General features: G+C 71.4%; 32 protein-coding genes. 5 read left to right on the top strand and 27 right to left on the bottom strand.

Features of this window, described 5'->3' with window-relative positions; all coding sequences use genetic code 11:
* Positions 1–2: 2 nt before the first annotated feature.
* From WBK50_RS33140 to WBK50_RS33085, 12 genes are all read right to left on the bottom strand, one after another.
* Complete coding sequence (locus tag WBK50_RS33140; RefSeq protein WP_341339691.1) at positions 3–554, bottom strand: NUMOD3 domain-containing DNA-binding protein; 552 nt, start codon at positions 552–554, stop codon at positions 3–5.
* A 3-nt stretch (positions 555–557) separates the two neighbouring features.
* Positions 558–1,223: a hypothetical protein gene (locus tag WBK50_RS33135; RefSeq protein ID WP_341339690.1), complete on the bottom strand. Its 666-nt coding sequence runs from the start codon at positions 1,221–1,223 to the stop codon at positions 558–560.
* A 6-nt stretch (positions 1,224–1,229) separates the two neighbouring features.
* Positions 1,230–1,586, bottom strand: coding sequence for a hypothetical protein (locus tag WBK50_RS33130; protein ID WP_341339689.1), 357 nt, complete (start codon positions 1,584–1,586; stop codon positions 1,230–1,232).
* Between the two features lie 89 nt (positions 1,587–1,675).
* The gene (locus tag WBK50_RS33125; protein ID WP_341339688.1) at positions 1,676–3,058 is read right to left on the bottom strand and encodes an SU10 major capsid protein; all 1,383 of its coding nucleotides are present in this window, start codon (positions 3,056–3,058) and stop codon (positions 1,676–1,678) included.
* Positions 3,059–3,231: 173 nt separating this feature from the next.
* On the bottom strand, positions 3,232–5,025 hold the full coding sequence (locus WBK50_RS33120; RefSeq protein WP_341339687.1) for a hypothetical protein: 1,794 nt from the start codon (positions 5,023–5,025) through the stop codon (positions 3,232–3,234).
* Positions 5,026–5,044: 19 nt separating this feature from the next.
* On the bottom strand, positions 5,045–5,278 hold the full coding sequence (locus tag WBK50_RS33115; protein WP_341339686.1) for a hypothetical protein: 234 nt from the start codon (positions 5,276–5,278) through the stop codon (positions 5,045–5,047).
* Positions 5,275–6,849, bottom strand: a complete 1,575-nt coding sequence (locus tag WBK50_RS33110) for a hypothetical protein (RefSeq protein WP_341339685.1) — start codon at positions 6,847–6,849, stop codon at positions 5,275–5,277. The genes WBK50_RS33115 and WBK50_RS33110 overlap by 4 nt, the downstream gene beginning before the upstream one ends.
* A 191-nt stretch (positions 6,850–7,040) precedes the next feature.
* Positions 7,041–7,232, bottom strand: coding sequence for a hypothetical protein (locus WBK50_RS33105; RefSeq protein WP_341339684.1), 192 nt, complete (start codon positions 7,230–7,232; stop codon positions 7,041–7,043).
* Between the two features lie 92 nt (positions 7,233–7,324).
* Positions 7,325–8,992 carry a phage portal protein gene (locus tag WBK50_RS33100; RefSeq protein ID WP_341339683.1) on the bottom strand — a complete coding sequence of 556 codons (1,668 nt, stop codon included), beginning with the start codon at positions 8,990–8,992 and terminating at the stop codon, positions 7,325–7,327.
* Positions 8,976–10,565: a terminase large subunit domain-containing protein gene (locus WBK50_RS33095; RefSeq protein WP_341339682.1), complete on the bottom strand. Its 1,590-nt coding sequence runs from the start codon at positions 10,563–10,565 to the stop codon at positions 8,976–8,978. The genes WBK50_RS33100 and WBK50_RS33095 overlap by 17 nt, the downstream gene beginning before the upstream one ends.
* Positions 10,566–10,583: 18 nt before the next feature.
* Positions 10,584–11,000, bottom strand: coding sequence for a hypothetical protein (locus WBK50_RS33090; RefSeq protein WP_341339681.1), 417 nt, complete (start codon positions 10,998–11,000; stop codon positions 10,584–10,586).
* A gap of 40 nt (positions 11,001–11,040) precedes the next feature.
* Positions 11,041–11,469, bottom strand: coding sequence for a hypothetical protein (locus WBK50_RS33085; protein WP_341339680.1), 429 nt, complete (start codon positions 11,467–11,469; stop codon positions 11,041–11,043).
* 155 nt (positions 11,470–11,624) lie between these two features.
* Here WBK50_RS33085 and WBK50_RS33080 point away from each other — a divergent pair, with 155 nt between their 5' ends.
* From WBK50_RS33080 to WBK50_RS33070, 3 genes are all read left to right on the top strand, one after another.
* On the top strand, positions 11,625–11,858 hold the full coding sequence (locus WBK50_RS33080) for a hypothetical protein (protein WP_341339679.1): 234 nt from the start codon (positions 11,625–11,627) through the stop codon (positions 11,856–11,858).
* A 170-nt stretch (positions 11,859–12,028) separates the two neighbouring features.
* Complete coding sequence (locus WBK50_RS33075; protein ID WP_341339678.1) at positions 12,029–12,250, top strand: hypothetical protein; 222 nt, start codon at positions 12,029–12,031, stop codon at positions 12,248–12,250.
* A gap of 226 nt (positions 12,251–12,476) precedes the next feature.
* Positions 12,477–12,875: a hypothetical protein gene (locus WBK50_RS33070; RefSeq protein WP_341339677.1), complete on the top strand. Its 399-nt coding sequence runs from the start codon at positions 12,477–12,479 to the stop codon at positions 12,873–12,875.
* Between the two features lie 51 nt (positions 12,876–12,926).
* Here the strand turns inward: WBK50_RS33070 and WBK50_RS33065 are convergent, their stop codons facing one another.
* The 6 genes from WBK50_RS33065 to WBK50_RS33040 all read right to left on the bottom strand — a co-directional run bounded on the left by WBK50_RS33065 (position 12,927) and on the right by WBK50_RS33040 (position 16,863).
* A complete protein-coding gene (locus tag WBK50_RS33065) occupies positions 12,927–13,532 on the bottom strand; it encodes a hypothetical protein (protein ID WP_341339676.1) in 606 nt (201 codons plus the stop codon).
* Positions 13,529–14,080 carry a ParB N-terminal domain-containing protein gene (locus tag WBK50_RS33060; RefSeq protein ID WP_341339675.1) on the bottom strand — a complete coding sequence of 184 codons (552 nt, stop codon included), beginning with the start codon at positions 14,078–14,080 and terminating at the stop codon, positions 13,529–13,531. Before WBK50_RS33060 ends, WBK50_RS33065 begins: the two co-directional genes overlap by 4 nt.
* Positions 14,052–15,167 (bottom strand): phosphoadenosine phosphosulfate reductase domain-containing protein, encoded by a 1,116-nt coding sequence (locus WBK50_RS33055; protein ID WP_341339674.1) that lies wholly within the window; start codon positions 15,165–15,167, stop codon positions 14,052–14,054. Before WBK50_RS33055 ends, WBK50_RS33060 begins: the two co-directional genes overlap by 29 nt.
* Complete coding sequence (locus tag WBK50_RS33050; protein ID WP_341339673.1) at positions 15,164–15,787, bottom strand: ParB/RepB/Spo0J family partition protein; 624 nt, start codon at positions 15,785–15,787, stop codon at positions 15,164–15,166. The genes WBK50_RS33055 and WBK50_RS33050 overlap by 4 nt, the downstream gene beginning before the upstream one ends.
* 57 nt (positions 15,788–15,844) lie before the next feature.
* Entirely contained in the window at positions 15,845–16,066 is a 222-nt protein-coding gene (locus WBK50_RS33045; protein WP_341339672.1) for a DUF3310 domain-containing protein, read from the bottom strand.
* 116 nt (positions 16,067–16,182) lie between these two features.
* Positions 16,183–16,863: a hypothetical protein gene (locus WBK50_RS33040; protein WP_341339671.1), complete on the bottom strand. Its 681-nt coding sequence runs from the start codon at positions 16,861–16,863 to the stop codon at positions 16,183–16,185.
* A gap of 291 nt (positions 16,864–17,154) precedes the next feature.
* Between WBK50_RS33040 and WBK50_RS33035 the strand changes: the two genes are divergently transcribed.
* Positions 17,155–17,430, top strand: coding sequence for a hypothetical protein (locus tag WBK50_RS33035; RefSeq protein ID WP_341339670.1), 276 nt, complete (start codon positions 17,155–17,157; stop codon positions 17,428–17,430).
* Positions 17,431–17,526: 96 nt separating this feature from the next.
* Here WBK50_RS33035 and WBK50_RS33030 read toward each other — a convergent pair whose 3' ends face one another.
* From WBK50_RS33030 to WBK50_RS33000, 7 genes are all read right to left on the bottom strand, one after another.
* Positions 17,527–18,588: a matrixin family metalloprotease gene (locus WBK50_RS33030; protein ID WP_341339669.1), complete on the bottom strand. Its 1,062-nt coding sequence runs from the start codon at positions 18,586–18,588 to the stop codon at positions 17,527–17,529.
* A 325-nt stretch (positions 18,589–18,913) separates the two neighbouring features.
* Positions 18,914–19,174 carry a hypothetical protein gene (locus WBK50_RS33025; RefSeq protein WP_341339668.1) on the bottom strand — a complete coding sequence of 87 codons (261 nt, stop codon included), beginning with the start codon at positions 19,172–19,174 and terminating at the stop codon, positions 18,914–18,916.
* Positions 19,171–19,359 carry a hypothetical protein gene (locus WBK50_RS33020; RefSeq protein ID WP_341339667.1) on the bottom strand — a complete coding sequence of 63 codons (189 nt, stop codon included), beginning with the start codon at positions 19,357–19,359 and terminating at the stop codon, positions 19,171–19,173. Before WBK50_RS33020 ends, WBK50_RS33025 begins: the two co-directional genes overlap by 4 nt.
* On the bottom strand, positions 19,356–19,532 hold the full coding sequence (locus WBK50_RS33015) for a hypothetical protein (RefSeq protein WP_341339666.1): 177 nt from the start codon (positions 19,530–19,532) through the stop codon (positions 19,356–19,358). Before WBK50_RS33015 ends, WBK50_RS33020 begins: the two co-directional genes overlap by 4 nt.
* Positions 19,529–19,840 (bottom strand): hypothetical protein, encoded by a 312-nt coding sequence (locus tag WBK50_RS33010; protein ID WP_341339665.1) that lies wholly within the window; start codon positions 19,838–19,840, stop codon positions 19,529–19,531. Before WBK50_RS33010 ends, WBK50_RS33015 begins: the two co-directional genes overlap by 4 nt.
* Positions 19,841–19,866: 26 nt before the next feature.
* Complete coding sequence (locus WBK50_RS33005) at positions 19,867–20,937, bottom strand: tyrosine-type recombinase/integrase (RefSeq protein WP_341339664.1); 1,071 nt, start codon at positions 20,935–20,937, stop codon at positions 19,867–19,869.
* Between the two features lie 356 nt (positions 20,938–21,293).
* Positions 21,294–21,689, bottom strand: a complete 396-nt coding sequence (locus tag WBK50_RS33000; protein WP_341339663.1) for a thermonuclease family protein — start codon at positions 21,687–21,689, stop codon at positions 21,294–21,296.
* Positions 21,690–21,816: 127 nt separating this feature from the next.
* On the opposite strand from WBK50_RS33000, the gene WBK50_RS32995 reads away from it, so the two are divergent.
* The gene (locus WBK50_RS32995) at positions 21,817–22,200 is read left to right on the top strand and encodes a hypothetical protein (protein ID WP_341339662.1); all 384 of its coding nucleotides are present in this window, start codon (positions 21,817–21,819) and stop codon (positions 22,198–22,200) included.
* Here the strand turns inward: WBK50_RS32995 and WBK50_RS32990 are convergent.
* Positions 22,193–22,432 (bottom strand): hypothetical protein, encoded by a 240-nt coding sequence (locus WBK50_RS32990; RefSeq protein ID WP_341339661.1) that lies wholly within the window; start codon positions 22,430–22,432, stop codon positions 22,193–22,195. The genes WBK50_RS32995 and WBK50_RS32990 overlap by 8 nt on opposite strands.
* Positions 22,429–22,986, bottom strand: coding sequence for a dCTP deaminase (gene dcd / locus WBK50_RS32985; RefSeq protein WP_341339660.1), 558 nt, complete (start codon positions 22,984–22,986; stop codon positions 22,429–22,431). The genes WBK50_RS32990 and dcd overlap by 4 nt, the downstream gene beginning before the upstream one ends.
* Positions 22,987–23,076 lie beyond the last annotated feature (90 nt).

Below are 23,076 nucleotides of genomic sequence, written 5' to 3'. Positions count from 1 at the left end.
GGCTACCTCCTGCGGGGACGGACGCGGTGGGCGCGCCGGGTGCGGACGAACCGAGCCTTCGACGACCTCGCCTTGCGGGCCTTCCGGAGCCGCCCCACGTAGGAGTGGTGGTATCCGGCGCCCGTCGAGATCAGCGAGAACGACGACTTGTGGACCTTGTGGCCGTGGCTCCCGGTCTTCATCCGGCCGCCGCCGGGCGCCAGGACCGACGTGTTCCCGCCGCGCCGCAGCCCGGACCCGCGGCCGGTCGGCGGCGTCGAGCGCGGGGCGCGCGCCGACTTCGGGGCGCTGGACCGCTTCGGGCCGGTGCCGGACTTCCCGCGCGCCGTCGTCGCCGCGTGCCGGGCCCGCAGCGCGGCCGCGATCTTCGCCCTCGTCTCCGAGGAGATCGCATGCCCGCGGTGCGGGTGGTTTCGGCCCTTCAGCGCGGCCGAGATCTTCGCCCGCGCATCCGACGACATCGGGTGCCCGCGGTGCGGATGCTTCTTCCCCTTCAGTGCCGCGGAGATCTTCGCCCGCGCAGCCGCCGACACCGGGTGCCCTGCACGGGCCACGGGTCACAGCCCCCGGTACGGCTCTAGCCAGGACACGGCCAGCGCCTCGAGCGACCCGGCGTCGTGGTTCGAGGAGCGCTCCGGGTCCAGCTCCCGGCAGAAGATGGCGGCGGCCATGTACTTCGCGGCGCGCCGCAGGTCCGCCGGGATCGTCTGGTAGCCGCCGCTGTAGGTGACCTGCACGAGCGACCCGATCGGGCAGAACGTGCCGACGTTGAACCACAGCAGCCCGGTGTCGTTCGTCGGGCCGGCCATCGGGGCGACCGTCTGGGCGCCACCGAAGGACAGCGTGACCGTGCAGGTCACGTCGCTGTAGGCCCACATCTCGGGGAAATGCGTGGCGTGCTGGCGGAGCCACACCTTCCGGACCAGGGCCCCGATCCCGCTGCCGAGCGCGGCCGCGTAGGACGCCCCGAGGGAGCCCTGCAGGTCGAGCTGCAGCCCGGACCCGATGGCGCCGAGCTCGTCGGGGTCGATGCCCTCCGCGCGGTGGGTCTCGGTGAGCGTGAACGGGACGAGCCTGCGGCCAACCTCGGTTTCGCAGGCGCGTGTGGCCTCGATGAGGATCTCGTCGATGGCGTCCTCGGAGAAGTTCCGCGTCAGGTCCTCGAACGCACTGCCCTTGAATGACGCCGCACTGGTGAGCGGCGTCGGCTCGTCCACGTTCACCGCGGGTCAGCTCTTCGCGGAGCCGCGGCGGCGCGGAACCTTCGCCAGCTCGGGCAGGTCGGCCACCTCCTCGAGGGGTGCGGCCGGCTCCTCGGTGGCGTCCGGCTCCTCGGTGGCGTCCGGCTCCTCGGTGGCGTCCGGCTCCTCGGTGGCGTCGTGGCCGTCGGCCGGCTGCTCGTCGCCGGGCTCGCCGTCCTGCTCCTCCTCGACGGGCAGCTCCGAGGGGACTTCGGTGATCCCGGCGTCCTGCTGCTTCAGCAGCTCGACGGCCTGCTCCTCGGGCACGTCGATGACGGCGCCGTCCTCGGGCCAGACGTTGCCGAAGCTGTCCATCCCGGCCAGCGCCTTGCGCAGTGCAACCACGGGTATCTCTCCGATCAGGGGGTTGAGGCTGGGACGAGCCGCGGCCCGCACCTCACGAGGAGGTGCGGGCCGCAGCAGTCAGGCCCGGATCACGCGACGGGCGTGCCGTTGGTGAGGTGGGTGTCGATGTTGAAGAGGCCGCCGATGAACTTCGGCGCCCGCAGAGCGAGCGTGGTGTCGGTCTGCATCGCGAACGGCAGCGTGTCCGGCGCCGCGACCGTGGTCGCGACCTGCAGCCGCTCGGCCTCCCGGACGTACGGGCGGCAGAGGTAGTCCTCGTCCCGGGGGACCAGGAAGATGTTCTCGCAGCCGGCGGCCGGGGGCTTCTTCGCGGCGTTGGTGCCCGCGTAGAGGCCGGACAGCACCGCGGGCTGCGTCGCAGCGTTCTTCGGGATCAGCTGGGTGCCGGTGTCCACGATCGACGTGGTCGGGACCGGCGTGATGCCGTCCGCGGCCAGGCCCACCGTGGCGTCGACGACCCCGAGCAGGGTCTCGCCGTTGCTCGCCGAGCCGCGGTAGACCTTGTAGAGGATCGGGCCGAGCCCGTCCCGGCCGGTCGGCGACGGCAGCGTCAGGGTCACCGTCGAGGTCGCACCGGTCGTGACCTGCGAGACCTCCGCGGAGGGCAGGATCTCGCCCTGGCGGGCGATGATCGCGGACACCTTGTAGTAGAAGGTGCCCGCGGGCAGGGTGCCGCCGGTCGTGGCGGTCGCGACGGTGACCGCGCCGGTGCTGTAGGAGCGCGGCGCGAGGAACGAGGTCTTGACCAGCGGGATGCCCCGGTACGTCGGGACCATCAGGCCAGCGGCGACCTCGACCTGGTTCACGAAGCGCTGGTTGTTGACCAGCAGCTGCGACACCCGCGACCAGGCGGTGTTGGACAGGGTGAACATCCACGAGGAGTTGAAGACGTCCATCGCGGCGTTGGTCTCGACCATGTCGGCGAGCTGGTCGAGGTAGTTCAGGGTGAAGCTCGCGGCGTTGCCGTCGATGGCGTTCTGCGAGCTGCCCGAGTAGTTCGACACGAGGGAGTCGAAGCCGTCGAACATCGGGGCGGCGCCGTTCACGGTGGAGGCGCGGTTGCCCCACATGGCGGCGGTCTCCAGGTCCCAGTAGTGACCCCGGAGCGCGCCGTCGACCTCCTTGCCCAGGAGGTCACCGATCTGGCCGGACGTGACGGCCTGGGCGTAGCCGGTGACGCCACCGATGATCTGGGTGTGCGCCATCGGGAAGCCGTTCTGGCTGTACGACGAGTTCGACATCACCCGAGCGCCGCCGTCGACCACGAACCCGCCGTTCGGGTTCGAGTCGCGCTGCGAGAAGAAGTAGACGTCGCTCTCCCACTTGAAGGACGGGATCGCGGCGATGACCGGCGCGTAGCGGCGCTGGTACTCGAGGAGCGCGCGGGAGATGACCTTGGGGACGAGCGCGGTGGCGCCGGTGGCGGTGAGCGCCTCGCGGATCTGCGACACGGTGGTGCCTTTCTGGGCAGCAGAAAGGCCCGCAGCGGGACGCTGCGGGCCTGAGGGGTTGGCGACCATCGCTGCCAAGCGGCACCAGCCCCGGAGGACTGGCGGTCGTGACGGGGCGTGCAGGAACTACCTGACCGGTCCGCGGTACGTCGCGGCCCGGCCAGGGAGGGCGATCAGAGCTGGATGCCGGCGATCTCGGCGGCGGCCTGGTTGCGGACCTTCCGCCACTCGGCGTCGCCCAGCTCGTGGAACGGCTTGTCCTCGACGCCCTCGGGGAGGACGGTGCCGTCGGCGGACTCGGTCACCCCGCCCGCGGGGGAGGTGACGACGTGGCCCTTCCGGCCGCCGAGCACGCCGGCCTCGGCCGCGGACTGGACGGTCTCGCGGACCTGCGTCTCGACGAGGCGGGCGATGCGCTGCTCGGCGGTCTCCTCGACCGGCACGGTGATGCCGGCCTTCGCCAGCTGCTCCGCGACGAGGCGGGCGACGAGGGTGCTCTCCGACTCGGCGACCGGGGCGGCCGGGGTCGCGGACTCGACGGGCGCGCCAGCGCCGACGAGCTCGGGGGCGGGAGCAGCCGCCGCGGCGGGCGCCTGGGCCGCCAGCCACTGCGCGAACTGCTCGTCGGACAGGGTGAACCCAGCCGGGACGGCGGGGGCAGCGGCCGGGGTCGTGGCCGGGGTGGTGCTGGTGGGCTCGGACACGCCGGGCTCCTCCTCTTCCTGGGTTGTGCCCGGCTCCACGGTCGCGGAGTCGGGGGAGGGCTCAGTGGCCGCCTGGGCGGCCAGTTCACCGTCCGGGCCCTCGTGGGCCTCGTCCGGCTGCTGGGCGGACTCGGCGACGCTGGGGGCCGCCGCGGCGGTCTCCGACGGGCCAGCACCCGCATCGGCGTCGCCGTCCATGTCGGGGTCGAGCAGCTCCAGCGCCGCAGCGGCGCCTTCCATCGCTGCCCGCCCGACGCGGGTGAGGTCGTGGGGGTCCATCGACCACGACGAGATGTAGATCGACACCACGCCGTTGTCGAGGCGCACCGAGAACGAGCCGTCCGGCTCCGGGGGGCATCCGACCGCGACCGGCAGGCAGTCGAAGCACTCGGCGACCTCGGCCGGTGTCGGGGCGGCCCGCTCCATCAGCCAGCCGTTCGGCAGGGGCTCCACACCGGAGTCCTTCAGCGCGCGCTGGGTGCGCTCCCGGACCCGCTTCAGCTGCGCCGCCGTGTACGTCTCGGCGACCGCGGGGGTGCGGAGCTGGTGCCACGCCGCGCGGGCCTGGGCGACGCTGTCGAGCGGGAGCCGCGGCTCGGCGTGGTAGCTGGGGTCCGCCCAGCGGGTCGGGGCGGCCTGTGCGGGCGCCTCCTCGGTCACGGGCGTGGACACCAGGGCCTCCTGGACGGATTCGTAGATCGGGGTCCGCGCGAGCGCGGTCTCCTCGGTGGTGGTCGCGGCGCCGACGCGCTCGACCTTGTCCACGACGGCGCCGGTCACGCCGGGCCGCGCGGTGTAGTCCAAGCCGTCGAGGTCCAGGTCGTCGGCGACCTCGACGAGGACGCCGTCGACGAGCTGCTTGCGGACCTCGCCGAGCCACGCGCCGCGGATCGAGACGCCCCGCAGGAACGCCGGGCCGTCGGAGTTGTCGATCAAGTCGACGATCTTGCGGCCCTCTTCGGTGTCGACGATGTCCGACGCGAACTTCGCCGCCCCGGACTCGGTGACGGACAGCTCGGTGAGCCGGCCGACGATCCGCGTGGAGTCGTCCTCCGCGGCGTGGTGCGTCCGCTGGGTGAGCGGGTGCAGGTCCGCGCCGGGGACGGTGTCGGTCTCCTCGGTGAGGAGCAGGTTCCCGGCGTCGAGCCGGGGCTGGGCACGCGCGACGGCGCGCTCGATCAGCTCCCGCGTGTACAGGCGACCGTTCCGGGAGATCCCCGGCACCATCGCTGTCCCGTAGACGCGGGCGATCACCTTCGGCACGGCAGCCCTCCTGTCGGGCTCACGGCGCCCCCTTCCTGGTCGGTGTGCGGACTGGTCCGCGCCCGGGAGGGGACGGGCGCCTCACGGCCACTGGGGGCGCCATGCGCCCGGCCAGGGACCGCGCGATTGCGACCTGCACCTCGTCGAGGTCCAGGGCGTCGAGGAGGGCGAGGACGAACTCGACGTCGGCGCGCTCGGCGGCCTCGCGGTCCTGCCGGGCGGCGACGTCGCGGAGGAGCCGGGACCGGATCACGAGGCGTCCCCGGCACTGTCCGGCGTGGTGGAGTCGTCGACCTCGGCGTCGTCGGTGTACCGGGACAGCCGCATCCCGCGGATCACCTCCAGCGGGTCCGCTGGGACGAGGACGCACCGGCAGAACGGGTGGAGCCCGGGCTGCGGCACCGTGCCGACGGGCCACGGGTTCTCCGACTCGACGTCGAGGCAGAGCGGGCAGACGCGCGCGCCGCCGGCGGTCACGTAGTCGACTGTGGAGACACCCTCCCGCTGGTACAGCGTCTTCGCGCCGCGGGAGAAGGACTGCGACATGGCCAGGTCGATGATCGTGTCGACGGCGCGGATCTCCGTGCCGGACAGGACCTCCTCGGCGGCGGCCTGCATCTCCTCGAACGTGCCGCCGTCGCGGGCGACCCCGGCGAGCGCGTTCCCGAGGTCCGCGGCCTGCCCGTCGAGGACCCGCCCGAGCCAGCCGGTCGCGGAACCCCAGTAGCTGTCGAGGTCGCCGAGGGCGTCGTAGGCGTCGTGGAACGCCAGGTCGAACGCCACGCTGGTGTGGCCGCCCTGCTCGGCGGCGATCGCGACGGCCCCCGCCGAGCCCTCCGCCTCGGAGTCCTTCAGCGACGCGGCGATGGCGTGCACCGCGGCCTGGTACTCGGGGGAGGACGGGTAGATCACCGGGTGCATGGCGTTCTCGGCGCCGGCGCGGGCCTCGGCGGCGTGGTCGTGCTGGTCCGGGGTGTCCCCGGGCGCCGCCTCGAGCACGAGGCTGCGGCGGAGCTTCCGGATCATCGTGTCGACGTCGACGTTCGCCATCAGGGCCCGCCACGCCGCCGTGATCGCCTCGACGTGCTGGGCGGTGAGCTGCTCGCGGCGGTCGAACACGTTTGCCCAGGTGCCTTCGAGGGTGCCGAGCTGGATGGTCGCGGCGAGCGCCTCGTCGGGGTCGTCGGACTCGTGGACCATCGCGATCGCGACCCGGCAGGCGGCGCGGACGCGGTCGGTCATCGGGCCGCCGGTGAGCGCCCAGCCGTGCGCGAACGCTTCCCGCGCGGCGGTGGTGAGCGCGTCGACGAGGGGGATCACGGTGGAGACCCCGGCGAGCTTGACGAGGATCCGGTCGAACACGAGCGGGCCGGCGTAGCTCAGGTCCGCCGCGGTCAGCCCGTACGCCCCGGTGACGTGCGGCAGCCAGGGGGCGTGCTGCGGCTGCAGGTCGTCGCCGAGGAGCTCAGCGACGCGCCGCGCGATGTCCTCGTGCAGCGGCGCCAGCTCCGTCGTGTTCCCGACGAGGTACACCGCGCACGGCTGCTGCTCGCCGGTCGGCCCGCCGCCCGGGTTGAACGTGGCGTGCCCGGCGACGTGCGCCTCGATCGGGCCGTCGACCTCCGCCGCGGCCGCGCGCGCGGCGACGACGACACCCTCGCGGCGGTGCGCGTCCCATTCGGTGACGTCGGAGCCGAGGAACAGCAGCGTGAGGTGCATCTGCTTGGCGGTCTCGGCGCCCTCGGCGGCGACGACCAGGACGTCTGGATCGGCGGGGAGCAGGGCGACCATGCCGCCGCGGTTCTCAGTGTCGGACTCGGCCATGCGTCACCTCCTCCGCAGCAGTCGTCGCAGCTGAGGGCGGCCGGGCCTCTGCGGGGACGAATCCCGGGCAGAGGACCCGGCCGCAGGCGCCGCAGTCGGCGCCTGAACGGAGGTGCTCGTGAGCTTCGCGGGGGTGCCCGCATCGGGGACGGGCGCAAAGCTCCACGATCACCTCCGGGTCAGGGGGCGGCTCACTCGACGCGGAGGGCGGCGACGATGGCGCGCAGCTCGTCGCGGTCGCCCACCTCGCCGTCGTCGGGGGCGGCGGGCGGTGCCAGGAACGCCGGGAAGAGGGCGCCCGCGGCGTGGGTGTCGCGGGCGTCGCGGCGGCCGGTAGCGAGCGCGCCAGGGCGGCGGCGCTCAGCGGCGGCGGTGTCGGGCACCGTCGACCTCCTTCGGGATCAGGGGGAACACGTCAGCGGCCCGGAGCGGGTGCCCCGGCCCCTCCTCGGGGGCCGGGACGTCCTCCTCCGGGTCAAGCGGCGCGGTCATGGCCGGTGGGCAGCTCGTTCATCGCCTCGCGGACCCGCTGCCGGTAGGTGGGCCAGGACTCGCGGACGGGGCGGCGGGGCCGACCGGTCTCCTTCGCCGCCTTCCCGGGCGGCGGGGTCTTCCCCTTCGCCGGGAGCTTCCCGGTGGCCGCGGTGTCGTCCTGAGCTGCGCCGGGAGGCACCGGGCCGGCCGGGTCGGCGCCGGCGAACCCGGCGAGGGCCGCCGGGACGGGCTGCGGCTCGGGCTTCAGGATCTTCAGCGGCGTCTTCTCGTCGCCCGGGTCGTCCGGTTCGAGGGCGGTGCCCTGCAGGACCTTCGCGATGTTCGCCTTGTTGTAGACGTCCATGTCGCGCCAGGCCACGATCCCGGAGCGGTCCACGATGATCGCCTGGTCGCCGCCGTCGACGGCGGGCTCCCCGATGTCCGCGCGGGCCTTGTTCAGCGTCCACAGACCCGACCGGATCCGCATGTCGCGGATCTTCTCCACCTTCTCCGAGTCGCGCATGTCGACCTCGTCGAAGCGCAGCTCCCACCCCTCGATGCCGAACGCGGAGAGGAGCACGAAGTTCAGCTTCTCCAGGACCAGCGACGCGATCGGCTGGCAGGTGTTGACCAGGAAGGACTTCCGCTGGGACTCGCCGGTGCCGCCGCCCAGGTTGCCGGACTCGATGATCCCGACCTCGGCGGGCGGCACCCCGTAGGCGGAGATGATGACGTCGCGCTGCTGGTCGAGGGTGTGGAGCAGTTCGTCCACTCGGGACGACTGCAACTCCGTGACCTGGCCGCCGCCCTTCGTCACGACCGGGCGCCCGATGTTCTTCGGCCCGACGTTGCGGGTCATGTACTGGTCGATCCACTTGGCCTGGTCGGTCGGGGAGATCGACGCCGGGTGGTCGACGTGCAGGTTGACCGGGTTCCCCTTGCGGAAGATCTCCTGCAGGGTCGCCATCGTGAACAGCCACACCTTCATCGGCAGCAGGGCCGCGAAGGTGGGGGCGACACCGAAGATCCCGGAGCGGGGCGCGTCGAGGCTGATGTGGATGACCTCGTGCGGCTCGAAGCGGGCCTTCTGCCCGTTCGGGGTCTGCTGCACGTAGCCGGTGATGTTGCCGTGGGTGTCCGCGAGCGGCGTCGTCGACGGGCAGTCCAGGGAGTACAGGCCGATCGGGATGCCGGCCGCCCACACGATCTCGATGAAGCTGTCACCGAAGACGAGCAGGTCGGCGATGACGGAGCGGAGGAGCTGGATCATGTCCTCGCGCGGGTTGCACCACTTCAGCAGGCGCTCGCACTGCAGGACCTGGATGGGCTTGTCCGGGGCCTCCTGGTCGCCTGCGCCGTCGGTGTTCGACCAGCCGAACTTCAGCCCGCCACCGGTGATCGTCTTCGAGATCGCGCCGACCGCCGCCCACGACCACGGGCACGCCAGGTAGGCGTCGTAGCAGTCGGTCATCAGGCTGGCGCGGTCGTCGCCGCCGGAGGAGTCCGCGAGCGCGTTGTTCTCGGTGAGCCCCTGCGTCGGGATGCCGACCTCGTAGCCGCGGCGCGCCACCTGGGCCGGCGGGCCGGGCATCGCGGTCGTCACCTTCGCCTCGGTGATCTCGGTGCGCTCGATCAGCGCGGCCAGCGCCCAGTTAGTAAGCCTGCTCATCGACGATGACCACCTTTCCGCGGAGGCCCGCGGTCGGCATGACGAGTGGGGTGTTGCCGTCGGCGTCGGGGAGCGCGACGATGCGGCCGCCGGGGAGCGGCTGGCCGAGGTGCTCGGGCATGCCGATCAGGGGTGGCGGCAGCGACGGGTCGCGCTCGGGCTCGAGGTAGAACTCGGCGCGGCCGCCGATCGCCATCAGCATGTAGCGGAGGGCGTCGTATTCATGGTCCTCAGCGCCGGTGTCGACGTCCTCCGGGTGGCGGGGGTCGTACGGCAGGTTCGGCAGGGTCCGGACGAGCTCGGGGGCGGTGCCCTGCAGGACGTGCAGCATCGGGCAGGACTCCCAGCCGAGGCTGCGGTGGTAGCGGCAGGCGCCGCCGGCGGCCAGGTAGGAGTGGACGCGCTGCTTGCCGGTGAGCCGGTCGTTCCCGGCCGGTTCGAGGACGACGCCCTCGGCGGCGTACTGGTCGGCGACGGAGAGGGCCTCACCGGAGCGCTGCCACATCGCGGGGTCGGCGGCGCGGGCGCCGACGATCTCGTCCTCCGCCTCGGCGGCGAGGATCATGCGGGCCTGGTCGCGTTCGGTGACCTTCGTCTTGGCGATCTCGCGGTACACCCAGACTCGGCCGTCCTCGTCGACCGCGCCCCACAGGACGGCCCACGGCGCGGACCAGCCGTAGTCGATGCCGTTGTAGCGGCGCCACGATGGCGGGACAGCGAATCTGGGGACGATGTGCCGGTCCACGTTCCACTCCTCGAAGACCTGACCGGAGAACGCGGTCCAGGAGCCGTCGCGGAACGCCGCGCGCATGGCCTCAGGGAGGGCGTCGAGGTCGTTGGCGTACTCGGCGTTGATGTGCGGGTTGTCGGACAGCTTCGACGGGATGAACCTGACGGTCCGCTTCCGCTTGTCGACGATGACTTTCTCGCCGCCGTCGGTGGCGTCGACGTAGCGGCGCTTCACGTCGCCGTGCCCGATGCCGCCGGGGTTGGTGCCGGACCGGATCCCGAGGACGGGGATCTCCGCCCGGCCGGACCGCAGCCGGGACTCCAGGAAGTTGCACACGTCGGGGGGCGTGAGCGTCCTCTCATCAAACAGGAGGAGCTGGTACTGGCCGCCTTGCCGGCGGGACGCGTCGACCAGGGTCTCGGCGTACCGGAACATGATCCGGGAGCCGTTGGCGAACGTCAGGTTGTACTTCGAGCCGTGCCAGTGCGCGCCGAGGGCCTTCGCGAACCCGAAGTTCGACAGCTCGGCGAGCATGGACTCTTCCAGCTCCGAGTAGGTGCGCCGGAACGCGCCGACGCGGATCCCGGGGTACCGGACGCAGGCCCGGATGCCCTCCATGACCAGCGCGACCGTCTTGCCGCCACCGGCTGCGCCGCCGTAGAGGACGTCGAACTCGGTGGCCTCGTGGAACAGCTTCTGCCGCTCGGTCGGCACGTACTCGAGCTCGGCGAACACGTCGAGCTGGGACAGCTTGACCTGGGCGCGGCGCTGCTGTTCGAGCTGCAGCGCTTTGAGCTGGCGGAGCCGCTGCAGCTTGATCGCGTCGAGAGTGGAGACGGCCACGGCGCCACCACCCCCGGCTCAGTCGTCGGAGGCCAGCTCGTCGGTGAGCTGGCGGATCTGGGCGTCGAGGGCGTCGAGGGTGAGCAGCTCGTGGCGCTGCGGCGCGGACAGCCCCATGATCTTGCAGATGTCCACGACGGTCTTCCGGACGACCTCGGCGGAGGTGGTGTCGCCGCGGATGGCCTGGGGCCACATGGCGGCGATGACGCGCTCGAGGCGGGCGAGCTGGATGCTGCGGAACACCTCGACGGCGGCGCCCTCGGCGGCGATGTTCTTCTCCATCGCGCGGGTGACGTCCGTGCAGGCGGCGCCTCGGGAGGCGTAGCCGAGCTGGTCGGCGATGGCCTGCCAGTCCATCCCGGCGATCTTCAGGGTGATCGCTCGGGTGCGGCGCTCGGCGGTCTTCGCGCGCTGTGCCTTGCTGGCACCTGTCATCGGCCCTCCCGGGGTCGTGCTGCCCGGGAGGGCCGCGGGGTCAGCCCGCGGGGACGCGGGTCATGGACAGGGTGTCGAGGTAGGTGCGGTTGGTCGTCTCGGGGCGCCAGAGGCCGTCGGGCCAGAGCCCGGCGAGGATGCCGGCGCGGATCCGGCCGAACGCTTCCCGCTGGTTGAGCGGGGGCGGCTGCCAGCCTTCGGCGATGCGGCGCTGGTATTCGGCCCAGATGGCGCGGTGCCGGAAGCGGCAGTGCAGGACGAGGTGGCAGGTGATGCAGAGCGGGACGTAGGTCTCGGGGCGGTCGTAGTTCTCCAGGTGGCCGTGGATGGCGCCCTGGGTCTGGGCGCAGGCGGCGCAGAGGGAAGGTCGCGGCCAGGCCGGATCTCCTGAGGCCCATTGCTGGTTGAGGTATCGCTGGACCGCTTCCCGCTGGGCGGGGGAGTGGCCGTTGTACCAGGACAGGCCCACGTTCGTAGCCTCCTTACGTAGCAGTACCGGTAAACCGTACCACTCGTGAAGGGGCTGGTCGGGGAGCGACACGCCCGGCAATTTTCAGTATTGACTTCCCGTGGTGCAGGGGGTACGTTTTAGAGGTACCAACCGAACGAAGCAAGGAGCCCCCCATGAGCCCCATCGCCCTCCCCTCCAAGAAGGAGGGGCGCGCCATCGCCGCCGAGATCCGCGCTGCCGTCCCTGGATTGGACCCGTGCAGGGGGAAGGGGAGCAACAAGCTGTACGGCCCCGCCGAGCTGGCCGACCAGGTCCGCGCGGAACTGCAGGCCCGTCCTGGCCTCATCTACATCTACTTCGTGGACCCGAGGTGCGAGAAGCTCAACGCAACGATCGTCACCCGCTGACCCGCACGACCCAACGGCCACCCCAGCACCCGCTGAGGTGGCCGTCAGCGCGTCAGGCTGCGTCAGGAGACCCAGGCATCCCCCGCTGGACCTTCGATTTTCAGTATTGACTTCCCGTGGTGCAGGGGGTACGTTTTAGAGGTACCACCCCACCAACGAAGGAGCACCCGATGACCACCCCCTCCACCACCTTCACCCTCGCCGAGCTCGCCGCACGCCTTCGCTGCTCCGTCGAGGTCGCCGAGGCCGAGATCCGTGGCGCCATCGCCGTGGGCACCATCCTGGCCCCCCACAAGCGCCCCATCGCCACCATCGTGGGCACGGGCGCTGACGCGCTCGTGAAGATGGACGACGGCGCGGCCGCCGCGTTCCGCGCCGCCCGCGGCCTCTAACCCGCGCGACCCGGCGACCCCCTCAGCGCCGCTGAGGGGGTCGCCGGCGCGTCAGGCCCGCTGCACGTGGGGGGAGACCCCGCGGTCGGGCTGACCCGTCAGAGGCCCCGAGATCGCCGAAACTAATACTGAAAAAGTATTGACTCCCCGTGGTGCACGGGGTATGTTTTAGAGGTACCCGGGAGCGACCACCCCCGCTCCCACCACCTCCACAAAGGAGCACCCGATGATCCCCATGCCCGCACGCACCGGCCACCCCAACGGAGAGATCCTCCACAAGGGATGCCGCTTCCGCACGAACTCCCACAGCTCGCTCGCGAAGCACATCGCCAACGAGCCTTGCCGCGCACGCAAGGCTGGACCGCTGACCGTGCCCGCTGAGCTGCCGCGCGAGCAGTTCGACGCGTTCCTGGCGTTCCTGCCGCACGTGTTCCGTGCCATCGACATCGACACGGGATGCCAGCTCGACACTGCGATCTTCCACTTCGTCCGCCCGACCGCTGAGCAGGTCGATGTGCTCGCGGAGTTCGACCCGAGCCACGAGTGGAGCGTCGAGAAGATCCAGGGCTGCCTCGCGCTCTACCTTCACGAGGGGCTGGGACAGGAGCTGGTGTTCACCGCCTGACCCGCGCGACCTGACGGCCCCCTCAGCACCGCTGGGGGGGCCGTCAGCGCGTCAGGCCCGCGGCACGAGGTGGTAGAGAGGGCCCCGCCAGCACAGCACCCGCCAGGACTCCGCCAGCGCGTTCGCCTCCGCGATCGCCTCACCCAGCGGGTGCGTCGTCCGCGACGAGTGCGCACGCCCTTCGAGGAGCACGTTCCGCACCCCGCACTCAGCGAGGAGACGCCCGAGCGCCGAGAACCCCTCAGCGCCCCCCAGGCTGTCCCACAGCTCCGGGAACGCCCGCCGAGCCACCACCGTGCGGATCGGGTCGTGGCCCGGCATCACGGTGGCCCTCAGCCAGTCCCCGAGGTCCTCCAGGGTGTCGCGCTCGATCCTCAGCGACATCACCGGCACGTACTCGTAGACGCCGTTGCTGCGACCCAGCTGCAGCGCCGGCCCGGGCAGCTCCACCGCGCGCACCGTGTAGCCGGCGGCCGCGAGCCGCCTACCCAGGAGGCCGGTGGACGAGCACAGGTCGAGGACCGGGCCCTCCCGCGGGTCGACGTTCTCCCGGACCCACGCCGTCATCGCCGTGTGGATCTTCGGGAACTCGCCGCGTTCCCGCCACGCCGTCACCAGGTCCTCGGCGTCGAACCGGCCCGTCTTCGGCACGCTCACCGCGCCGGCCTCTTCCCGTCCTCCGCCGGGTACCAGGCGGGCGAGTACGCCCAATCCTTGATGCCCTTCGCGGCGAACACGCCGTCCTGCGCGAGGAGCTGGACCTCGTCGAGGGTCGCGCCGATCTCCTGCGCGATCTCCTGCGGGTCCAGGCCGTGGACCTCGACCAGCTCCCGCACGATCGCCGACATGTGCACGGCGACGTGCGTGCCCTTCGCGCGGTTGATGCGGATCGTCATCAGCATCGCGGCCGGTCGGTCGAGGTTGAGCACGGCGACCGGGACGTGCCCGTCCCAGCGCTCCCGGATCGCCTTGGAGTCCTGCGCGAGGCGCCACCGGTGGAAGCCGTCGATGACGAGGCCCTCCGGGTTGGCCAGGATCGGCTGCAGCCAGCCCGTGCCCAGGATCGAATGCTCGAGGAGCCGCAGCTCCATCTTGTGCACGCGGTTTGGATTCCACGAGTTGCTGGTCAGGACGCCCGCGGGCACCCACTGGACGTGGTCGATCGGGTCCGCGCCCTCAGGCGTCGGCTGCAGCGTCTCTGGCACGGTCCATCGCCTCCTGCATGCTCTTCGTGCGCTTCGACTTCGGGAACGCGGTGATCCGCCGCTTGTAGGCGCCGGTGATGAACTGCTGCAGCACGAACTCGACGGGGTAGCCCTCGGGGTCGACCTTCGTCGCGGTCCGGACGCCGGCGAGACGGGACAGCGCCAGCTCCAGCTGGTGCGGGTCGTCGATGTTCTCCTCGATCCACCGCTGCACGCCGTCGAGGTCCTGGGCGTACTGGGCGCGCTGACCCTTGATGTCCAGCTCGCCCCAGTAGCGTTCCTGCACCAGCATCTCGGGGAACAGGGCCATGACCTGGTCGTAGAACTGCGGGGACGTCTCGCGGAGCTTCCCGATCTGCTTCGCGTTCTCCGCGTGCACCGGCGTCGACACCCGCAGGGCCTGACCTGCCCAGACCTGCGCGTCGTAGTGCGGGCAGTAGCGGATCCCCCGGTCGTAGAAGTACCGGAAGATGTCGTTTTCCTGCCAGTCGAAGATCGGCTTGACGAGGCTGGCCTTCTTCGTCTTCGTCGAGTTGATGTAGTTCTCGTTCAGCTTCACAGTGGACGCCTGCCACCGGACGATCGACTCGGCGGCCCGGATGCCGTTGAGGATCGCGACGCGTCCCTTGAAGACGGACGCGGTGACCTCGTCCATCTCGTACTGCGACAGCACCGTGTGCTCAGGCAGCCCGAGATCCTTCAGGGTGATCGCGTGGTCGGGCTTCGGCCGGATCCACTCGCGCGCGGGGTCCCACTGCAGGTAGTGGTAGCTCTTCCCGAGGATGAACTTGTTCGACGCCAGCGGCACCGCGAACCACCGCATGCGGATCCAGTCGAGCTGCCGGTACTCGTCGACGAAGTCCAGGACGGCGTCGGGGATCAGCTCCTCGTCCCGGAAGATCACGTTCACGGGCTTCGTGATCCCCAGCTCCTCCTGCACCTCCTTCACCAGGTGCAGGACCGCGAGGGAGTCCTTCCCGCCGGAGAAGGCGACGACGACCTGATCGAACAGGTCGTAGATGTGCCGGATCCGGTTCTTCGCCTCGGTGAGGACGTCGGTGTCGATGAACCTCTTGACCCGCGTCATCCCAGGTCCAGCGCGCCGAGGTAGGCGTGGAGGCGCTCGCCGATGGTCTCCATGTCCGGGTACTCCCGGCGCAGCCACCGCATGAACTCGTACCAGCGGGACTGCTGCACCTCGTTGTCGAACACGATGTTGTAGGCGACGACGGCCTCACCGAGACCGCGGGAGCCGCCCGGGTTGTCGTCCTCCGGGGGCGGCATCGGGGGCTCCAGCATCCGCTGGACGTCCGCGTCGCTGTATCCGACGCCCTCGTAGTCACCCTCGAAGTAGGACAGCAGCTCGACGAGCGCGTCCTGGTCGTTGTGCCCGAGCTCGCCCTGCCGGTTATCCGCGACGTTGACGCGGCGGGCCAGGTCGTCGTCCATGCGGTGCACCTCGCACCGCACCTCCGTCCGCCCCTCCGCCTCGAGCGCCTGGAAGGTGTGGTTGCCGGCCAGCACGCGGAACCCGTCGGGCCCGCGGTCCTGCACGATGATCGCCCGGTACTGGCCGTGCCGCTTCAGGCTCTTCCGGAGCTCGGCGACGTTCCCGCGGCGGGCGTTCCCCGGGAACTGGTGCAGCTCCCCGATCGGGATCGACCGGGTCTCGACGTAGGTGTCGAGGTCTTCCGTGGTGCTCGCCACGGGCGCCTCCTTAACTCCGATGTACAGGCCCGAGCCGTTGCGCAGCAACGACATCGGTCAGGTCCCGCCTTCGAGGCGCTGGATCTCGCGGTCCAGGCACCAGCGGGCCTTCTTCAGGTCCTCGACCTCGGCGCCCTTGTGCGCGGCGCGGAGGATGTACTTGACCGCGCTGCCCCTGCAGAAGTTGAGGTGTTCGACGACGTCGATGACCTCCACGCCGCTGGGGGAGGCGTTGTAGTGGGCCGGGTGGTTGACCATGTCCGGGGCCGGCTCAGTCATCGCGGTCCTCCACCCACCAGGGCCCGTGCAGCAGGAGACCGGTCCAGCGCGCCGCGGCGGCGTTGCAGTGCCGCCACGGCGTGAGGCACCAGGCGAGGAGTCGCTCGCACACCGGCTCAGACGACGGTGTAGGCGGTGACGTCGCCGCCCTGGGAGAGCAGCCAGGCGAAGTCGGTGTAGCTGAGGAAGCCCCAGCCGTCCTTGCCCCACCCGGCGCCCCAGGAGTTGGCGAACCGGACGCGCCGGACCCCCGGGTCGATGCCGTCGAAGCAGATCTGGTGGCCGCCCGCGACCCCGGACCGGTGCAGCACCGGGACGACGCCGTCCTTCGCGGGCTCGAACATCGAGTTGAGCCACGGGATGCCGACGGTGATCGGACGGAGCGCGAGCTCGGCGAGGGCCGCGGTCACCGTGAAGCCGTGCCGGTACCCGGAGATGAGGCCGCGCGCCTTCAGCGCCTTCGCCGAGTAGATCCCGGCCGAGCCGGTGTCGTCCGGCGGGTAGTGCCCCGGGATCTCCCGGTCGTCGATCAGGGTCTCCTCGTGGTACAGCTCGACGGCGTCGGCCTCGGTGTAGACCTTGCCGCGCCAGTTCGGGCCGGTCACGAGCATGCCGATCCCGGCGTTCCCGGTGCACGACCCGACCTGGCCCTGATCGAAGATCGGGACGTGCCGGGTGTGCATCACGGGCTGCACCGGCAGGGCGGTGCTCGTCAGGCTGAAGGCACGCGACGCGGGGTCGTGCACCTGGTGGCGGCCGAGCCGCGGGTCGGTGCGATCGAAGACGTGGACGTCCACGGTGGATCTCCTCGGGGGGTCGGGGGACCGGGCCGGCTTCCCTTCCCCGGAAGCCGGACCGGCTGTCAGGGCCGCTCGGGCAGCGGCGGCGGGGGAGCGGGGCGCGGGTACTTGGACCGCAGCTCGTCGAGGGTCTGCACGGGCAACCTCACTCGGCCGGCGCGGCGGGCGCGGTGACGCGCGCGAGCGCCTGGCCGAGGAGCACGCCGACGAAGACGCTCACGAACGTCCACACGGCGAGCAGGATGAGCAGCCACATGCCGGGCGCCTCCGTTCCGCTACCGTGCCGAGATGCGTTCCCGGGGTGTCCTCGTTGCCGCTGTGCTCGCCGTCGGAGTCCTCGGCGGGTGCGGGGCACCAGCGGTGGTCGCGGCCGCGCCAGCGGCCCCTGCAGCGGCCCCGACGGGCGGCACGGTCGACGACCCGGTGATCGGCGTCGCCTATCCGTTCGAGCTGCTCACGCACTGCGGGATCCGGGCCGCGAACTTCGCCGGGCACTGGTGGCGGGCCACCGCCCCGACCGATCAGCCGCATCCCGGGGGAAGGGCTACACGGCCGGGACGATGACGCTGGTCAGCCCGCAGGACGCCCGGTTCGACTATCCGGGCGGGTCCGCTGAGTTCGCCCCGGCGGAGCGGGAACCGATGCGCTGCGCGTGATCGGTCAGTGGACGACGGAGTACAGGTTCGCCAGCAGCGCGTACTCGTCGGAGCTGGGGAACAGCGGCGGGTGGTCCGCCCCACCGAACGACGGGTTCATCACGTCGTTCTGACCGGACCCGTGACCCAGACCCAGGACGTGCCCGAGCTCGTGCACGGCGACGTGCTGGTGGCCCTGCGAGGTGTTCGAGTAGTAGTCGTTCAGCTGGACGTAGTTGCCCTGCTCGGAGAACACGCCGGACCCGTACGGGGGCGTGGTCCCCGTCGGGGTCGTGTGGGAGCCGTTGGGCCAGTTCAGGTAGGCGAAGCCGTCCCAGCCGGTGTTGCCGTAGTCCCCGGAGTAGACGTCCACGCAGCGGGCGCCGGCCTTGAAGGGGCAGGAGTCCCACAGGTACGTGGAGTCGATGCCCTGAGCCTGGTTCGCGTAGTAGACCGCGGTGTTGACGGGCCACACGGAGCTGGTGTGGTCGTTGAAGCGGACGTTGGGGTGGTTGAGCCCGTTGTTCGCCCAGTAGGACACGGCGCAGGTCAGGGTGACCGCGGTGCCCAGCTGGCAGTTCTGCCAGGTCGCGGCGCTCATCGGCTGCACCAGCTGCGTCTGCGCGGCGGACGTCTGAACCGGGGTCCCGACTGCCTTCGCGGCCGCGACGTCCGGCGTGTCGGTCGTCGCGACGGCGGTGACGTCACCGGCGGCCCGCAGGTTCGACGCGAGCTGCTCCGGGGTGACGCCCGGGTGCGGCTCGTAGAGGCCGATCCCGACCGAGCCGTCCGCCTTCTTCTTGAAGGTCATGACCTCGGCGACCTTGGGGGCCGCAGCCGCAGCCGCGGACTGGGCGGCGGACGGCCGGACGACCGGCAGCTTCGGGAACTTGGCCAGGTTGGTCTCCGGCGCGGTCTTCTTCGCACCCCCGTCGGGGGCGTTGGGCATCGAGCCGTCCGCGTTGAGGACCGGGGGAGCGGTCGGGATGACGGGCGACGCGGCAGCGGCGCTGGCGGTGCCAGGACCGAGCAGGAGGGCGGCGGCGGCGACGGCGCCGATCGCCGCGAGTGCGCGGGTTCGCTTCAAGGGGGAGCGTCCTATCTCTGGGGGGGAACTGGGCACACGGGAACGGCCCGCCCCCGGGCGTGGGGACGGGCCGTGTCTGGTGTGCGGAGGGGCTAGCCGGGGAAGAGGTCGCGGAACTGCGCCGCGACGCGCTCAGCGAGGTGTACAGCGAGGCCGGTGACGCCGATGAGGATGAGGACTGCGTCGAGCATGTCGATCTCCATCCAGGGTTGGGTTCCGTGCGGCCCGCGCCACGTCCCGCTCACCTTGCCTCGGGCCCCTTCGACCCCCGCCGCAGCGGGGACCATCGACTGTCAGGCCGCACGGAAGTCATTGCAGGACAGCGCTATTCGCCGCGCTCGATCAGGTCGAACGTGGAGCAAGGCCAGGCCGCGTCCTCGTCTGCGTAGCCGGCGCTCGGATCGCAGCCAGCGCAGTGCCGCCCGAGGCCGGAGTCGACCGGGCCGTGGTGGGCGACGACCTTCCGGAGCAGCCCGGTCGTGCGGTCGACGACGGCCTGGTGTCGAGCCTTCGCGGCGGCCCGCTCCTGGCGCTCCACCGCGGCCACGCGCTCCGCGTACGCCGGGTCGCTCCACGGATGCTTCACCTCGACGTCCAGGTGATCCAGTAGACGCCGTCCTGCTCGATCGTCAGGGACCCGTCGGGGTGCTCGGTGGCGGCCGCGATGATCTCCTCCGGTAGCCCCGGGTGCGGCCGCACCTTGAACTCGTCGAACAGGCGCGGCCGTCGCGGGTCGACGCCGGGGGCGTACCGCCACTGCCGCGGCGTCACGTCCACACCTGCGTTGCGGCCCACCGCTCGGCGGCCGCGATCTCGCCGCCGCGTCCGGCGTCAATCGTCTCCTGCGCGGACTGGCAGCACTCGAAATAGCAGTCGTTCCACGACTCGCAGCCGCGAAACTGCGCGAGCTGCCCTGCCGTCAGCGTGGGCGGGTCGGTGCTCAAGGCTCCACCTTCCGCGTCTGGTGGGGCAGCACGTACGTGACCACCGGGCCGTCGCCGTTCGTGCCGACGGACTCGTCGAGCTCGATCTCGAGCAACGGGACCCGGCCGTCGATGCGCTGGACCACCTTCCCCGTGACGACGATCTGCACGGTGTCCCCGACCTGGGGTTCCGACGCGGCGCCCGGGGGCCGGGAGGGTCCGTAGTCGAACCGGAACCGGCGGCAGCCGTCCGGTGGGGATGGCATGCCGATGCACACGGTGCAGCCGAGGTCGTGGTGCTGGTGGCGGTAGTCGCCGCACTTGCACACGTCGAGAGGGTGATCGGCGACGTCGCTCACAGGACACCGCGCATCGCGTTGTCGCGGAACAGGTCCGCGGTCCGCGCGTACTCGTTGATGACCGGGCTGGTCTTCGACCATCGGCCGTGCTCGGCGACGATGCCCGCGGGCACGCCCTTCCGGAGGGACGCCGTGGCCGCTCCGGCGCGGAGGCTGTGCGCGCTGTAGAGGCCCGGGTCGGGGAGCCGGGCGGCGACGGCCAGGGCCTTGACGACGTCGTCGACCAGGCGCTCGGGGATGCCGGACCGGCGCGGGGTGCCCCACTTCGTGGCTGAGCGGAGGAGCGGCGTCTCGGGGTCGAGCTGGCCGGGGATTATGACAAGCTCGGCGAGCTTGGCCCTGTAGAGGCGGTGGGTCCGGACCGGGCACACGGACACATGCGAGCCTGGCGGGACGCCCCTGACCTGGCCCTCGGACTCCTTGTCGGTCTTCGAGGTCCGGATCTGCACCTCCAGGCCGTCCGCGACCTCGATGACGTCCGCGATGCGGAGCGCGGCGAGCTCGGAGCGCCGCGCCATCAGCCCGTAGCCGAGGGTCAGGATCAGCTGGTCCCGGAGGCCGGCGAAGGTCGTCGGGTCGAGGGTCTCGACCATGCGCTCGATGTCCTCGGGGGAGAGCGGCTTGGCCTGCTTCTTCCCGCGGCCGTCCGCGGCGCGCTGGCGTTTGTGGCCGCGGAGGAGCTGGAGGGCGCGCTCGGTGTCGGGCTGACCCTTGAAGCCGGCGACCGCGTGCAGCTTCCGGAGGGCGCCGATGGTGGTGCTGATCCGGGAGGGGGCGGCGTCCTCGGCGATCAGGTGCGAGACGTACTCAGTGAGGGTCGCCTCGGTCGCGGGGAGCGCCGCACGGTTCTCCTTGCGGCACCAGTTCTCGAAGTCGCGTCCGATTCGGGTGTATGTGCGCCGGGTGTTCTCGGGGACCGATTCGGCGAGTCGGGCGACCGTTTCGTCGCTGATTCGCCAGTCGGCCTCTGTGTACGGCAGGACCGTTGCGTGTCGGTTCGGGTGCTCCGACGCCGGAACGATGACTATGTCCGTTCCGGGGGGTTCCGTCGATCGTAAGGGGGTCACCCCTGAAACCTACCGCATCAACCTTCGATAACCTGCCTTATCGGAGGTTGACACGCGGGGGTAATTACCGCGAAACCGTACCGGGAGTACCGGCAAACCGGAGATACCTACTCGCCGTACCGCCCGCCCGGTCTAGGCGCTTTTGAGCAGTTCGCCTGTGATGCCCGGTTGGCGGGTCGAGCGGAACCCGAACCGACCGTGCTCGTCCAGATGGGCGAGCCCGTCGGCGAGCGCGTCCGGGTGGCGGCCGCGCCACTCCGACCGCGAGCACATCGGCCGCCGACACATCCACCGCCACGTGCTCCCGGAGCGGTACACGGCGAGCGGGCGCATCGGCTGCGGTCGGACGTCCCGCTCTAGGCGGGCGCGGGGATCGGCCACGGCGGGACCGGCTTCGACCCGGTGCCGTTCCAGGCGGCCGCGTAGCCGTCGACGACCATCTGCGCGGCGACGTCGACATCGGCCGGGGTGACGAGCTGGCCGAGGATCCGGCCGCCGTACTTGTCGGGCCGGATGATGTTGAGGGTGGCGGCGGCGGGGAGCGGGCCGACGAGGCCGGCCAGGTGGGCGGTGGCCTCGGGTCCGCCGGGGAGGTTGTGCTCCTGCGCGTTGATCCCGTTCAGCCGCACTTCGAGCTCCACGGTGATCGAGGGGAACGGCAGGATCTGCGCCTCCACGTGGACGGTGTCCCCGTCGACCACCCGCGTGACGGTGGCCGGGAGGGAATGCGTCGGCTTCGGGGCGCGGGACATCGAGCCTCCTGCGGGGGCGTTGCCGGGAAAAGGTCGCTGTGACGCAGCCCGCGGGGCGTGCCGTTCACCCGCAAGGGGCTCTACCGTCGGCGGTACACCCCAACTCCCCGATGAAATTGGTCGATTCATGACTAAAAGCAATCCTCGTCGTGTTCGTGACATTTCGGAACTCGACGAGCACGCCCTGCGCTGCACCCTCTACCGCAGGCACTCGTTCCCGCTGCCCGTGTTCGTCCCGACCTGGCTCGACGAGCACCAGGCCCTCCGCGCCGACCTGAAATGCGACTGCGGCACGAGGAGGGTCGTGTACATCAGCCCGCGCACGTTCGAGGAGTGGTCGAGCTACTACGTGCACCCCGACGACTACCTCGTCGAGGGCGGACGGCCCGGCCACGACGACGCCTGGAAGGAAGCCAAGCGCCGCCAGACCGCGGCCCAGACGAAGGCGGCCGCCCGCGAGCAGCGCGACTACGACCGCGCCGCGCAACGCCAGCTCCGCGCCGTCAGCTAGCGAGCGTGCACGCCAGGTGCGACCGGCCGGTCACGACGGCCGCCATGAACCGGTGGCGGCCGTTCCGGATCTCCCACAGGTCGTCCCCGAGGGGGGCCACCTCGAGCGGCCGGTCGTCCTGGCGTGACCCGTCCACGAGGGACAGCACGCCGGGCAGGTGAAGCCCCGGCGGATGGTCGGGGCCGATGACGAGGCGATGCACCGCGACGTCGAACCGGGCTCCCGGGGTCACGCTGGGCGTCCCTGCCGGGGCGCCGTCGGACCTCGCTGCCCCTGGTACTTCGAGCCGAGCACCGCGGACCCGTACGGGGTGCGGCACGGCGAGGTGAGCAGCTGGAAGGCGAGCTGGCCGATCGGGTCGCCCGGGGTCAGGACCAGGTCCAGCGGGCCGACGTTGCGCAGCTCCAGGGTGATCTGCCCCTGGTAGCCGGGGTCGATGTAGCCGGCCGTGACGTGCGTCAGGAGCCCGAGCCGGCCGATCGTGGAGCGGCCCTCGAACTTCGCGACGAGGTCCGGCGGGATGCCGACCGTCTCCAGCGTCGAGCCCAGCGCGAACTCCCCGGGGGCCAGCGTGAACCCGGCGGAGCCGTCCACCTCGACCGTGAGGTCGTCGGGGATGCGCCCGAGCTCCACGGTCCGCCGGGACGCGCCGCACGCGAAGACGCGGAACGTGGAGGCGAGCCGGACGTCGAGGCTCGCGGGCTGCAGCAGCCGCGGCTCGTACGGTTCGACGACGAGGGAGCTGTCGCTGAGGCGGGCCTCGATCTCGTGGTCGGGCAGGTACACCGGGTACCTCCCTCCTCGAGCTACGGCGGGCGGCCGGTCCGGGACAGCTGACTCCCCATCACCCGGACCGGCCTACGGTCCCGGGTTTCC

Source organism: Pseudonocardia sp. T1-2H, assembly GCF_038039215.1.
Lineage (GTDB): Bacteria > Actinomycetota > Actinomycetes > Mycobacteriales > Pseudonocardiaceae > Pseudonocardia.
This window is presented reverse-complemented; position numbering and strand designations above follow the sequence as displayed.